Here is a 12,324-nt window from a genome sequence, read left to right on the forward strand (position 1 = left end):
TTCCCATGACGCAGGCTTCCACCGGGACGTTTTACCCCGCCTCTCCTGCCGCCCTGGCTGCAGGCCGTGCCGCGCGGGCGGCCTACCGGGCTGGCAAGGTCGCCCCCACGGCTGGGGTGGCACCCGGCATGACCCAGGCCAACATGATCGCCTTGCCGCGAGACTGGGCGTGGGACTTTCTGCTCTACGCCCAGCGCAATCCCAAGCCCTGTCCGGTGCTGGACGTGATCGAGGCCGGAGCCCACCACACGGTGCTGGCCGAGGGCGCCGATCTGCGCACCGACATTCCGCTGTACCGGGTGTGGCGCCACGGCCGCCTCGAAGCCGAGGTGGGCGATGCGACCGCACTGTGGGCCGAGCATCCCGATCTGGTGACTTTTCTCATCGGCTGCAGCTTCACCTTCGAGACGCCGCTGCAGGAGGCGGGCATCGAGGTGCGGCACATCACCGACGGGGTCAACGTGCCCATGTACCGCACCTCGCGTGCCTGCCGTCCCGCCGGGCGGCTGCATGGGGAGATGGTGGTGTCGATGCGGCCGATTCCCGCCGCGCGCGTGGCCGAGGCCGTGATGATCTCGGGGCGCTTTCCCTCGGTGCACGGAGCCCCCGTGCATGTGGGCGATCCGGCGGCGCTGGGCATCCGCGATCTGTCGCGGCCCGATTTCGGCGATGCGGTGCGCATCGAGCCGGGCGAGGTGCCGGTCTTCTGGGCCTGCGGGGTCACGCCCCAGGCGGCGGTGATGGCATCGGGCGTGCCCTTTGCCGTGACCCATGCGCCGGGCTACATGTTCATCACCGATGTGCCCGATGGGGCCTATCACGTCTGAGCCCGTCCAGGTCCAGCCGGGGCCCTGCGCCCGTATCCGTGTTTCCATCAGGAGTGTTGCGTTGCGTTTTCTGCCTGTACAACCCCATGTCGTGCTCGTCGAGCTCGATGACCTGCCGCACGTGCTGGCGCTTCTGGATGCGCTGCGCAGCGACCCTGTCGAAGGGATCGAGGAGCTGGTGCCTGCCGCGCGCACGCTGCTCGTGCGCTTCCGGCCCGAGGTGTGCTCCCGTGCCCGGCTGATCGAGCTCCTGCGTGCCCGGCAGGGCGGGGCAGTGGCGCGCGCGGCGGAAGGAGAGCTCGTCGAGATTCCGGTGCATTACGACGGCGAGGATCTGGCCGAGGTGGCCGACTACCTGCACCTCACGCCCGCCGACGTGGTGCGCCGCCATGCGGGCAGCATCTACACGGTGGCGTTCACGGGCTTCGCGCCCGGATTCGCCTATCTGGCCGGGGGCGATCCGCTGCTCGACGTGCCCCGCCGCAAGACCCCGCGCACCCGCATTCCGGCCGGTGCCGTGGGGCTGGCGGGTGTGTTCAGCGGGGTGTATCCGCAGGCCAGTCCGGGAGGCTGGCAGATCATAGGTACCACGCCGCTGGCCATGTGGGATCTGTCGCGCCAGCCGCCCGCGCTGTTGCAGCCGGGCCAGCGGGTGCGCTTTGTCGACATGGACGCAGCCGGCGCCGGCAGCGCACGCAGCACCCCCAGGGCGGCGGCTGTCCAGGTCACGCAGGCTGCGTCCCCGCTGTCGGCCGTGCCCACCCTGCCTCAGGCCAGGTCCGTGGCCGAAGCCCGCGCTCCGGCTGCTGCCGGCTTCGAGGTGTGCCAGGCGGGCCTGCAGACCCTGTTCCAGGACGGGGGCCGTCCCGGACTGGCCGGCATGGGGGTATCCGCTTCGGGCGCGCTCGACCAGGGCGCCTTCCGGCAGGCCAACCGGCTCGTGGGCAACCCGGCGCATCTGCCCGTGCTCGAAACCTTGGCCTGCGGGCTGCAGCTGCGCAGCCGGGGCGACAGCGTGGTGGCCGTGACCGGCGCGCGTGTGCCCCTCTCTCTCACGGCTGCAGACGGCACCCGCTGGCATGCCCAGCCGGATGCCCCTGTGGCGCTGGCAGCCGGAGACACCCTGACGCTGGGCCTGCCCACGGCCGGCGTGCGCTGCTATGTGGCCGTGCGCGGGGGCTTTGCCGTGGCACCCGTGCTGGGGAGCTGTGCCACTGATACGCTCGCCCGGCTGGGCCCTGCGCCGGTGGCTGCCGGCGACCTGCTGGCCGTGATGCCGCCACGGCCCGGGCAGGTGGTGGGCGACCCCGATTCCGCGCCCCCCGTGCTGCCCACCGCGCAGGACTGTGTCGTGCTCGACGTGCTGCTTGGCCCGCGTACCGACTGGTTCACCCCCGAGGCCGTGGCCCGACTGGCATCGAGCGAGTGGACCGTCACGCCCCAATCCAACCGCGTAGGCCTGCGCCTCGCGGGAGAGGAGCCGCTCGTGCGTGCCTGCACGGGCGAGCTGCCCAGCGAGGGCACCCCCACTGGCGCCATTCAGGTCCCGCCCAGTGGGCAGCCCGTGCTGTTCCTCGCGGACCACCCGCTCACCGGTGGCTACCCGGTCATCGCCTGCGTGGCGCCCCACCACCTCGATCTGGCGGGACAGATTCCCGTCGGTGCGCGCATCCGCTTCCGTCCCCTGTCGGCCTTTGTGGTCGAGTAGGGCGGGCCTGCCACCCGTATCTGCCCCCTCGCGCCTTTCCGTCTTCTCCCTTTCCGTTCACTGCACCGCCATGAAAAAAGTCCTGATTGCCAACCGCGGAGAAATTGCCGTCCGCATCATCCGGGCCTGCGCCGACTACGGCGTGCGCTCCGTTGCTGTCTACGCCGACCCCGACCACGATGCCCTGCACGTGCGCATGGCCGACGAGGCCTGGGCCCTGCAGGGCACCCGCCCGGCCGATACCTACCTCGACATGGCCAGGCTGATCGAGGTGGCGCGCGCCAGCGGGGCGGACGCCGTGCATCCGGGCTATGGCTTTCTGTCCGAGAACGCCGCCTTCGCCCAGGCCGTGTGCGATGCCGGTCTGACCTGGATCGGCCCATCGCCGCAGGCCATCGCCCGTCTGGGAGACAAGGTACAGGCCCGCGCTCTCGCGCAGGAGGTGGGCGCTCCCCTGGTGGCTGGCACGCCAGGCCCTGTCGGTGGCGCGGAAGAAGTGCTCGCCTTTGCGGCCACGCACGGACTGCCCATCGCCATCAAGGCGGCCTTCGGAGGGGGCGGGCGCGGCATGAAGGTGGCCTGGCAGATGGACGAGGTGGCCGACCTGTACGCCTCTGCCGTGCGCGAGGCGACCGTGGCCTTCGGGCGCGGGGAATGCTATGTCGAGCAGTTCCTCGACCACCCCAGGCACGTCGAAGCCCAGATCCTGGCCGACACCCACGGCCATGTGGTGGTCGTGGGCACGCGCGACTGCTCGCTCCAGCGCCGCAACCAGAAGCTCGTCGAGGAGGCTCCGGCCCCCTTCCTCACCGACGCACAGCGCCATCGCATCCACGAGGCTGCGCAGGCCATCTGCGCGGCGGCGGGCTATGTGGGCGCAGGCACGGTCGAATTCCTGCTGGCCACCAGCGGGGCCCTGTCGTTCCTGGAGGTGAACACCCGTCTCCAGGTCGAGCATCCCGTCACCGAGGAAACCTCCGGCATCGACCTCGTCATCGAGCAGCTGCGCATTGCCGACGGCCTGCCGCTGTCCATCACCGCCACCCCCGAGCCGCGCGGCCATGCCATCGAGTTCCGCATCAACGCCGAAGACCCAGGACGCGGCTTCCTGCCCACGCCCGGCCCCATCACGTGCTTTGCCCCGCCTTCCGGGCCGGGTGTGCGGCTCGATACGGGAGTGGAGAGCGGCTCTTCCATCCCGCCCGTGTTCGACTCCATGATGGCCAAGCTGGTCGTCACCGGTGCCACCCGCGAGCAGGCGCTGGCGCGTGCCCGTCGGGCCCTGGCCGAATTCCGGATCGAGGGCATCCCCACCGTGCTGCCCTTCCACCGTGCCGTGCTGGAGGCTCCCGACTTCACCGCCGAGCACGGCCATGCCTTTGGCGTGCACACCCGCTGGATCGAGACCGACTTCGCCACCCCGCTCGCTGCTGCCCAGCGCATCGTCCCGGCAGGCGATGCCGCGCCGCTGTGGCGCACTGCCATCGAGCTCGACGGCCGGCGTGTCACCCTGGGGCTGCCAGCCGCGCTCCTGCAGGCCTGGCAGGCTGCCGGAGCGGCCGGTGCCCCGGCGTCCGCAGGCGCCATGCCCTCGCCCGTGGCGTCCGAACCAGCCGTGAGCGACCTGACCGCGCCCATGACTGGCCTGCTCCAGGTCTGGAAGGTGGAGGACGGCGCTCCGGTGGCCGCCGGCGACAGTGTGGCCGTCATGGAGGCCATGAAAATGGAGGTTGCGCTCACAGCCCCCTGCGCCGGCCGGCTGCGGCATGTGGCAGCCCCCGGCCAGACCTGCCAGGCCGGAGAGTGCCTCGCACACATCGAGCCCGTCTGAAAGCCCTGCCCCTGCAGGGAGCGGAGGGGCCGAGTGCGGCGAATGCGCCACAGCCCGGTCCGGGGAGCACATGCGGCACCGGCTGCAGGCACGGGTTTACGGGCTATGATGAAAAGTTATGGAAACCCGCTGGACCCCCCGCGTCACCGTTGCCGGCATTCTGGAACGCGATGGACGCTATCTGCTCGTCGAGGAACGCCAATCGCGCGGCCTGGTGCTCAACACCCCGGCCGGCCATCTGGATCAGGGCGAATCGCTCACCCAGGCCGTCGTGCGCGAAGTGCTCGAAGAAACCGCCTACGACTTCACTCCCACGGCGCTGGTGGGGGTGTACCTCTCGCGCTATCAGGGGCATGACCCTCGCAAGGGCGTCGACCGCGACCTGACCTTCCTGCGCTTCACCTTCTGCGGCACGCTCGGCGCCTTCCATCCCGAACGCGCCCTCGACGAACCCATCGAGCGCACCCTCTGGCTCACGCCCGACGAGATCCGCGCCAGTGTCGCCCGCCATCGCAGCCCCATGGTCCTGCGCTCGCTCGACGACTACCTCGCCGGCCACCGCTTCCCGCTCGACACCATCTACGCCGACGCCAGCATCTTCTCCCCGGCCGCCCTCAGCGAGCGCTGAGGCACGCAGCATCGCCGGCATGGGCCGGCGGCTGCACAGGCCCATTACCCTTCCTTGCCGTCGGCTCGCGGCTTGCCATACCAGCGGGCATAGCGCCAGCTCCAGGCCGTCAGCAGCCCGAACCACAGCAGGGCTGCAGCCGTGATCCACCACGCCGACGCTCCCGGCAGTGCGCCGATCAGGCGCAGCACCACGGCAGCCTGCAGCAGCCAGAACAGGGTCCACACCACCTCATCGGCCACCAGGGCACGCCCACTGTGCCCGCAGGAAACGCGGGTCACCATCGCCAGGATCAGCGATCCGATGCAGCCCATGGTCAGCGCATGCAGCCCCCCCCAGCCAAACACCGGGCTCCCCAGATAGACGGCCGCGAACTGCGCCACCGCGCTCAGGGCATAGGCCACACCCAGCCACACGAACCCGATGTGCAGCATCGCCAGCAGGCGCACGCGCAGGCTCTGCACCAGTCCCCACACCACGGCCAGCCACAGCAGCATGCCGGCTACCCCCAGCTCGACCAGCCCCCGCAGCAGCAGCCAGCCCGTTCCCGGAGCAGCAAGCCCCTCGATCCACACCGCCAGCACCTCGAACACGCTGGCTCCCAGCATCAGGCCCAGCACCCAGAATGGGCGCCACACCTGTACCAGCGGCACCGCGTTGGAGGTGAAGAACGGAATCATGCGATGCGCCACGGCCACGAAGACCGGCACGATGAATCCCCACAGCGCCGTCAGTACCCACAGCCGTGCCAGGTCATAGCGCTCCAGCGCCACGCACACCAGCACGCCGGCGAGGCTGATGCAGCCCACCACGCCAGCCACGCCCACCGTCCTGGCATGCAGACGGTCAGGCAGCGTGCTGGCCCGCACCAGCTTCCAGAAGTGGCCCACCATGCCCAGCAGTCCACCCAGCGCCAGTGCGCCGCCTCCCAGCGCAAGCCCGCGGCCCTGCGCGGTCACCCCGGCTGTCAGCCACAGGGCCCAGCCCACGGCCTGCAGCAGGAGTGGAGTGCGGATGTCCGTGGCCGTCGGCGCGTCCACATGCAGCCACTTGGGACCTGCCGTGAACAGAAACCCCGCAAAATACAGCGGCATGAATCCCAGCACCATCACCGTGCCGTGGACGATGATCTGCGGCAGCCCCCCTGCGAGGTGCAGGGCTCCCGTCGCGCGGTCCACCTGCACCAGCGCCCACCACAGGCTCGCGAGCACCAGGACGCAGGACGCCAGGAAGAACCCCAGCCGGTGCGGCGCATGCAGAAGCCAGCTTGCGCGCCAGGGAGCCGCATCGGCGACAGCGGCCAGCTCCGCCTTGCGGCGTGCGGCAGCCTCCTTGTCGGCAGGTGCGCGGGCACCGAGCTGAACGGAAATGGTCGGACGGAGAGGAGGGACAGGACTGCTCATGACCGCATTGTGGGCGACAGCCTCCACAGCGGCGTTTGACAGGAGGCAAGGAAAGGAAACTCCGGGTCGATCCCCGGCGTCCCGTTACACCTTGGTCGGCATCCAGCGGCGCACGATCAGCAGGGCCGTGCACACCACCGCGCACAGCAGCGCCACGGTGCCATGCCAGCGGCCATGGGTGTAGGCGATGCCGCACAGCCAGGCTCCGGTGAATCCGCCGCAGTAGTAGGCCATGTAGTACAGCCCCGAAGCCAGCGAGCGTCCTTCGCTCACCCGATGGGCGATGAAGCTGATGGTCGACGACTGCGTGATGAAGATGCCGGTGGACATGATCGCGAGCGCCACGATGATGCCGGGCGTGAAGGGCAGCAGCGTCAGGCACAGTCCCGCGAGCGACATGCCCATGGCCAGCAGAATGGTGGTGCGGAAGCCGAATCGCGGCAGCAGCCGGCTCGTCACTGGCGTGACCACCACCCCCAGCAGGTACACCGCGAAGATGTTGGCCAGCTGCCCGGAGCTCAGCATGTACGGGGCATCGGCCAGATGCAGGTTGATGTAGGTGAAGCCGCCCACCAGCGTGAAGAGCACGCAGAACCCCAGCGCGCACGCCGTGAGCACGGCCGGGTTGGCCACGTGCATGCGCAGCGTGTGGAGGCCATCGGCAAACCGGGGGTTGGCCACGAAATGGCGTGACGGCGGCAGAATGCGCCACACCAGCACGGCGCCGGCCAGGTTCACCAGCCCCATGAACAGGAACGCCGTCTGCCAGTGCATGTGCTCCGACAGGTGCCCGATGAGAAACCGGCCCAGAAATCCGCCCAGCACCGTGCCGGACACATACATCGACACCATGCGCGCCATGTTGCGGCCACGGAACTCCTCGCCGATGTAGGCCAGGATCACCACCGTGATCCCCGGCACTGCCAGCCCCTGCAGAAACCGCAGCACCAGCATGGTGTGAATGTCGCGCACCCAGAAGATCGCCATGGTGGGCAGCGCCAGAAACAGCACCGACCCCACGATCAGCGGCTTGCGCCCCCACGCGTCCGAGATCATGCCCATGAGCGGAGCCGTGAGCGCCACCGCCAGCACCGTCACCCCCACCGTATTGCCGACCTGCACCACCGTGGCATGGAAGTCCTGCAGCAGGATCGCCAGAATGGCCTGCACCGAATACACATGCAGGAAGGCAAAGGCCCCGATCAGCGCGCTTGTGACCAGCAGCATCGGACTCGGGATGCGTTCGGGTTCGAGCGTGGGGATGGGGGCCGGGGCGGCGGCGGGTGTGGCAGCGGCCGGCAGCGCGGCAGCGGAAGAGGTGTTCATGGCAAAGGGCGTGGTTCCCGGGTGCTGCCGCATGCAGCCGCCGGGGCGGAGGGCAGGACCAGCCTGGCAGACGGGCCCTGTTCCGGCAACAATTTCCTCTTCCCTTCTCGGGAAGGGAAAAGTGTGCGTCTGGCAGATGTTTTCGGGAAAACCCCGAAAACCGAGCTGTCAGCGCAGCGTCAATATCGCCTATTGTGCGCCATTTGCCTAAATCGTGTGCAGACGGCCGCCATGTCCCAGCGCATCAGGAGGCCGCAGGCGGCTCGGCCTGCAGCAGGGCATCGAGCTCGGCGTCCTTTTCCTTCCACAGCCGCTGCACCCAGCGTTGCAGCCCGATGCGCTGCACCGGTTCGCCCGGAGCGGCCTGCACCTCGGGCGGCACCAGCCGCTCATGCACCCGCACAGACACGGAGCGGAAGCGCCCCGCCATCACGTCGCCGAAGGTCGGCACGCCATCCGGGTAGGCGATGGTCACGTCCAGCACGGCCGTGAACTTGTCGCCCATGGTCTCGAGCGCAATGCCCACGCCGCCGCTCTTGGGCTTGAGCAGGTGGCGGTAGGGCGACTGCTGTTCATTCTGCTTGGCGGGGGTGAAGCGCGTGCCCTCGGCATAGCTGATGAGCGAAGTCGGATTCAGCCGGAACTTGGCGCAGGCCTTGCGGGCCGCCTCCAGATCCTGCTGGGCCGTGGCGCCGCCCTTGCGCTTCATGAACGGGAAGTCGAGTGCCCACCAGGCCAGGCCGATCACCGGCACGTAGATCAGCTCGTGCTTGATGAAGAACTTCAGAAACGGAATGCGGTGGTTGAACACCTGCTGCAGCACCAGAATGTCCACCCAGCTCTGGTGGTTGCTCAGCACCAGGTACCAGCCGTCGCGACGCAGACCGGCAGGGACATCCACCTGCCAGCGGGTGCCGTTGATGGCCTCGAACCAGCTCCCGTTGACGCCGACCCACAGCCCTGCGATGTGCATCAGGGCCCGGTCGCACGGAATGCGCACCGCCCGCACGGGCAGCAGCAGCTTGAGCAGGGCAAAGGGCACCATGCAGCAGGACACCACCAGGGTGTTGAGGGCCAGCACCAGGGCCGACAGGATTTTCTTGAGGGAAGACATGAAGCGCAAGCAGTGGAAAGGAAGAGCCGAAGGGCCGGGGCTGCGGGCGGGCAGGAGCATCCGCGTGGCGCGACGGAAGAGCGGCAAACCGGTGTGGGCGCGATGGGCGACCGCCAGCCGGCACCGCTCCGCCATCTCGGTGCGGCGCCGGATCTGCCCCGCACGCCTCGGGCGGGCAGTGTCAGCCCTGGGCGACGCGCCGGAAAGCCTCGGCAGCCACCTCCACGGAGGCGTCGATGTCGGCATCGGTGTGCGCAGCACTCACAAAGCCCGCCTCGTACAGGGCAGGCGCCACATACACGCCTCCGTCGAGCAGACCGTGGAAGAAGCGGTTGAAGGCGGCTGAGTCGCTCTTCATCACCTCGCTGTAGTTGTGCGGCAGCGTCGGCAGCAGGAAGAAGCCGAACAGCCCGCCCTCGCAGTCCGTGCTGAAGGGCACGCCAGCCGCATCGGCCGCGCGCTGCAGCCCCTGCATGAGGCGACGCGTCTTGGCACCCAGTGCCTCGTGGAAGCCGGGTTTCTGGATCTCGCGCAGCGTGGCCAGCCCTGCGGCCGTGGCCACCGGGTTGCCCGAGAGCGTGCCGGCCTGGTACACCGGGCCCAGCGGGGAAATCTGCTCCATCACCTCGCGCTTGCCGCCAAAGGCCGCCAGCGGCATGCCGCCGCCGATCACCTTGCCCATGACCGTGATGTCGGGCTCGATGCCCAGCACCGACTGCGCCCCATGCAGCGCCACGCGGAATCCCGTCATCACCTCGTCGATGATGAGCAGCGCGCCATGCCGGCGCGTCAGCTCGCGACAGGCATTGGCAAAGGCCTGCGTGGGCCGCACGAAGTTCATGTTGCCGGCGATCGGCTCCATGATGATGCAGGCCACCTCATGGCCGTACAGGGCAAAGGCCTCTTCGAGCTGTGCCACATTGTTGTACTCCAGCACCACGGTGTCCTGCACCACTGCCTCGGGCACGCCCGCGCTCGTGGCCGCCCCAAAGGTGGCCAGCCCGGAGCCGGCTTTCACCAGAAGCGCATCGGCATGGCCGTGGTAGCAGCCTTCGAACTTGATGAGCTTGTTGCGTCCCGTGGCTCCCCGGGCCAGGCGAATGGCACTCATGCCGGCTTCGGTGCCGGAGGACACCAGGCGCACCATTTCGATGCCCGGCATGATCCGGATGATTTCCTCGGCCAGCTCGATCTCGCGCTCGGTCGGCGCCCCGAACGAAAAGCCGTCGCAGGCCGCCTTCTGCACCGCCTCCAGCACGGCCGGATGGCCATGGCCGAGGATCATGGGCCCCCAGGAGCCGATGTAGTCGTAGTAGCGGCGACCGTCGGCATCCCAGATGTAGGGGCCCTGGGCCCGGGTGATGAAGCGCGGCGTGCCTCCCACGGCCCGGAAGGCGCGCACGGGCGAGTTGACCCCGCCAGGGATCACGCGGCGGGCGCGCTCGAACAGCACATCATTGAGATCGGTAGAGGCGGAATGGGTGGACATGGGCGTCGAATGGGGGCAGAACGGAGCCATTGCGACGTCTTGCGCGCATCAGGACGGCGGGACGGATGCAGCTGGGTGCTTTCCGACGGGCCGGGTGGCTCCAAAAAACAAAAAAAGTGAATGAATCCTGAAAGTTAGGCTCCCGTAGAATGTGGCATGCTGGGAACGGAAGCCTCAGGGAGGAAGTGTACCGCGCGGCACCTGCGCCTGGATGTGGTTCCTTCTGAAGTAAAGTCCCTTCCCGGGGCTGCCGGCCGGGAACCATGGTTCGCCATGCCGCCCATGCGGGCCAGGCTGGCGTTTCCGTTCCTGCACAGGGAGGGGGCATCGGCCCTCGATCCCGACCCCGACAAGACGATGGAGCAAGCGTGGCGACTGAATACAGAACCTGGATGTGTCTGCTGTGTGGGTGGATTTACGACGAAGCCGAGGGATGGCCGGCCGACGGCATTCCTCCCGGCACGCGCTGGGAAGACGTGCCCGACACCTGGCTGTGTCCCGAGTGCGGCGCCAGCAAGGCCGATTTCGAGATGGCTCTGATCTGAGCGCGGAGCTCCGTTCGGCGATCGCCCATCCCCACGCACCACAGGATTCCAGGGAGGAACAACCATGAAAGTGCTGGTAGTAGACGACAGCAACACCATCCGCCGCAGTGCAGAGATCTTTCTCAAGCAGGCAGGCCACGACGTGCTTCTCGCCGAGGACGGCTTCGACGCGCTCGCCAAGATCAACGACTGGCATCCCGAAGTCGTCTTCTGCGACATCATGATGCCGCGCCTCGATGGCTACCAGACTTGCGCCATCATCAAGCGCAACCCCAAGTTTTCTTCCGTGCCGGTCATCATGCTGTCGTCCAAGGACGGCGTGTTCGACCGTGCACGTGGACGCATCGTGGGCTCGGACCAGTACCTGACCAAGCCCTTCACCAAGGCCGAGCTGCTCGCCGCAGTGCAGGCATTCCAGTAATTTTCACGTAGTCCGGAGATCAACCGTGTCCATTTCCAATGTCCTCGTCGTGGACGATTCGCGTACCGAGCAGATGTTCATCGTGAGCCTGCTCCAGAAGAACGGCATGCATGTCGCCACGGCCGACAACGCCGATGCAGCCATGGCACAGCTCCAGGTGCAGAAGCCCGACCTCATCCTCATGGATGTGGTCATGCCCGGCAAGAACGGATTCCAGCTCACGCGCCAGCTGAGCAAGGACCCGGCCTATGCCGACGTGCCCATCATCATCTGCACCAGCAAGAACCAGGAAACCGACATGGTCTGGGGCATGCGCCAGGGCGCGCGCGCCTATGTGACCAAGCCGATCAACCCGGCCGAGCTGCTCACCAAGATCAAGGAACTGGGCTGAAGGCCCGTGCCGCTGGCGTGCGTGTCACTGCGCCAGCGGTCGGGAAACCACAAGGGAGCACAAGAACATGGCAAGACGGGAAGCCCTGCAGGAACTGCAGAACCGCATTGCCGGCATGCTGCAGAAGGCCGGCTCAGACAAGGGCGTCACTGCGTCCTGGCTCGGCGTGCGCATCGGCGCACGGCGCGTGCTGCTGCCCCTGCAGCAGTCCGGCGAGATCCAGTCCGCCTCGGACATCCAGTCCATCGCCTATGCCAAGCCCTGGTTTCTGGGTGTGGTGGCCCTGCGGGGCAACATTGTGGGCGTGGTGAACATTGCCTCCTTCCTTGATGCGGCGCCGGTCGACCCGGTTCTGCGCGCACAGCCCGAGCAGCCCCAGGCACGCCGGCTCGTGGTGCTCAACGAGGCCCTGGGGCTCAACGTGGCCCTGCGCGTCGAGGCGCTGGAGGGGCTGCGGGGGCGGGACGCCTTTCTGCGTTCCGGGCCGCCGGCCTCCTCGGCACCTGCCTACTTCGGCAGCGTGTTCACCGATCCGCAGGGATGCATCTGGCACGAGGTCAATCTCCAGGCGCTGGCTCAGACCCCCGAATTCCTCGACATCGCCGTCCACCCCGACGCAGGCGCGCTGGCAGCAGCGTGAT

Annotated in this window: 12 protein-coding genes; 8 read left to right on the forward strand and 4 right to left on the reverse strand. The window is 68.3% G+C overall.

Features of this window, described 5'->3' with window-relative positions:
* The first annotated feature begins 5 nt into the window (after positions 1–5).
* The 4 genes from ACE3P9_RS08710 (at position 6) to ACE3P9_RS08725 (ending at position 4,994) form a co-directional block, all read left to right on the forward strand.
* Positions 6–827: a putative hydro-lyase gene (locus ACE3P9_RS08710; protein WP_374493388.1), complete on the forward strand. Its 822-nt coding sequence runs from the start codon at positions 6–8 to the stop codon at positions 825–827.
* A gap of 61 nt (positions 828–888) precedes the next feature.
* Positions 889–2,535: a 5-oxoprolinase/urea amidolyase family protein gene (locus ACE3P9_RS08715; protein ID WP_374493390.1), complete on the forward strand. Its 1,647-nt coding sequence runs from the start codon at positions 889–891 to the stop codon at positions 2,533–2,535.
* A 70-nt stretch (positions 2,536–2,605) separates the two neighbouring features.
* Positions 2,606–4,366: a biotin carboxylase N-terminal domain-containing protein gene (locus tag ACE3P9_RS08720; RefSeq protein ID WP_374493392.1), complete on the forward strand. Its 1,761-nt coding sequence runs from the start codon at positions 2,606–2,608 to the stop codon at positions 4,364–4,366.
* Positions 4,367–4,484: 118 nt separating this feature from the next.
* Complete coding sequence (locus ACE3P9_RS08725) at positions 4,485–4,994, forward strand: NUDIX hydrolase (RefSeq protein WP_374493394.1); 510 nt, start codon at positions 4,485–4,487, stop codon at positions 4,992–4,994.
* Between the two features lie 44 nt (positions 4,995–5,038).
* Here ACE3P9_RS08725 and ACE3P9_RS08730 read toward each other — a convergent pair whose 3' ends face one another.
* The 4 genes from ACE3P9_RS08730 to hemL all read right to left on the reverse strand — a co-directional run bounded on the left by ACE3P9_RS08730 (position 5,039) and on the right by hemL (position 10,326).
* Positions 5,039–6,397, reverse strand: a complete 1,359-nt coding sequence (locus ACE3P9_RS08730) for an NnrS family protein (RefSeq protein WP_374493395.1) — start codon at positions 6,395–6,397, stop codon at positions 5,039–5,041.
* An 84-nt stretch (positions 6,398–6,481) separates the two neighbouring features.
* Positions 6,482–7,723, reverse strand: a complete 1,242-nt coding sequence (locus ACE3P9_RS08735; protein WP_374493398.1) for an MFS transporter — start codon at positions 7,721–7,723, stop codon at positions 6,482–6,484.
* Between the two features lie 244 nt (positions 7,724–7,967).
* The gene (locus ACE3P9_RS08740; protein ID WP_374493399.1) at positions 7,968–8,837 is read right to left on the reverse strand and encodes an acyltransferase; all 870 of its coding nucleotides are present in this window, start codon (positions 8,835–8,837) and stop codon (positions 7,968–7,970) included.
* A 181-nt stretch (positions 8,838–9,018) separates the two neighbouring features.
* On the reverse strand, positions 9,019–10,326 hold the full coding sequence (gene hemL, locus ACE3P9_RS08745; protein ID WP_374493400.1) for a glutamate-1-semialdehyde 2,1-aminomutase: 1,308 nt from the start codon (positions 10,324–10,326) through the stop codon (positions 9,019–9,021).
* Positions 10,327–10,718: 392 nt separating this feature from the next.
* Here hemL and ACE3P9_RS08750 point away from each other — a divergent pair, with 392 nt between their 5' ends.
* The 4 genes from ACE3P9_RS08750 to ACE3P9_RS08765 all read left to right on the forward strand — a co-directional run bounded on the left by ACE3P9_RS08750 (position 10,719) and on the right by ACE3P9_RS08765 (position 12,323).
* A complete protein-coding gene (locus ACE3P9_RS08750; protein WP_374493489.1) occupies positions 10,719–10,871 on the forward strand; it encodes a rubredoxin in 153 nt (50 codons plus the stop codon).
* 64 nt (positions 10,872–10,935) lie between these two features.
* Positions 10,936–11,292 (forward strand): PleD family two-component system response regulator, encoded by a 357-nt coding sequence (locus tag ACE3P9_RS08755; RefSeq protein WP_374493402.1) that lies wholly within the window; start codon positions 10,936–10,938, stop codon positions 11,290–11,292.
* A gap of 25 nt (positions 11,293–11,317) precedes the next feature.
* A complete protein-coding gene (locus ACE3P9_RS08760; protein ID WP_374493404.1) occupies positions 11,318–11,683 on the forward strand; it encodes a PleD family two-component system response regulator in 366 nt (121 codons plus the stop codon).
* A 67-nt stretch (positions 11,684–11,750) separates the two neighbouring features.
* On the forward strand, positions 11,751–12,323 hold the full coding sequence (locus ACE3P9_RS08765) for a chemotaxis protein CheW (RefSeq protein WP_374493406.1): 573 nt from the start codon (positions 11,751–11,753) through the stop codon (positions 12,321–12,323).
* Position 12,324: the final 1 nt, after the last annotated feature.

Source organism: Allobrachymonas sp., assembly GCF_041912815.1.
Classification (GTDB): domain Bacteria; phylum Pseudomonadota; class Gammaproteobacteria; order Burkholderiales; family Burkholderiaceae_C; genus Brachymonas.

Bases quoted from the DNA above. Each gene is read 5' to 3' on its own strand.
- ACE3P9_RS08710 (WP_374493388.1), top strand. From the start codon at position 6: ATGACGCAGGCTTCCACCGGGACGTTTTACCCCGCCTCTCCTGCCGCC.
- ACE3P9_RS08720 (WP_374493392.1), top strand. From the start codon at position 2,606: ATGAAAAAAGTCCTGATTGCCAACCGCGGAGAAATTGCCGTCCGCATC.
- ACE3P9_RS08725 (WP_374493394.1), top strand. From the start codon at position 4,485: ATGGAAACCCGCTGGACCCCCCGCGTCACCGTTGCCGGCATTCTGGAA.
- ACE3P9_RS08730 (WP_374493395.1), bottom strand. From the start codon at position 6,397: ATGAGCAGTCCTGTCCCTCCTCTCCGTCCGACCATTTCCGTTCAGCTC.
- ACE3P9_RS08735 (WP_374493398.1), bottom strand. From the start codon at position 7,723: ATGAACACCTCTTCCGCTGCCGCGCTGCCGGCCGCTGCCACACCCGCC.
- ACE3P9_RS08740 (WP_374493399.1), bottom strand. From the start codon at position 8,837: ATGTCTTCCCTCAAGAAAATCCTGTCGGCCCTGGTGCTGGCCCTCAAC.
- hemL (WP_374493400.1), bottom strand. From the start codon at position 10,326: ATGTCCACCCATTCCGCCTCTACCGATCTCAATGATGTGCTGTTCGAG.
- ACE3P9_RS08750 (WP_374493489.1), top strand. From the start codon at position 10,719: ATGTGTCTGCTGTGTGGGTGGATTTACGACGAAGCCGAGGGATGGCCG.
- ACE3P9_RS08755 (WP_374493402.1), top strand. From the start codon at position 10,936: ATGAAAGTGCTGGTAGTAGACGACAGCAACACCATCCGCCGCAGTGCA.
- ACE3P9_RS08765 (WP_374493406.1), top strand. From the start codon at position 11,751: ATGGCAAGACGGGAAGCCCTGCAGGAACTGCAGAACCGCATTGCCGGC.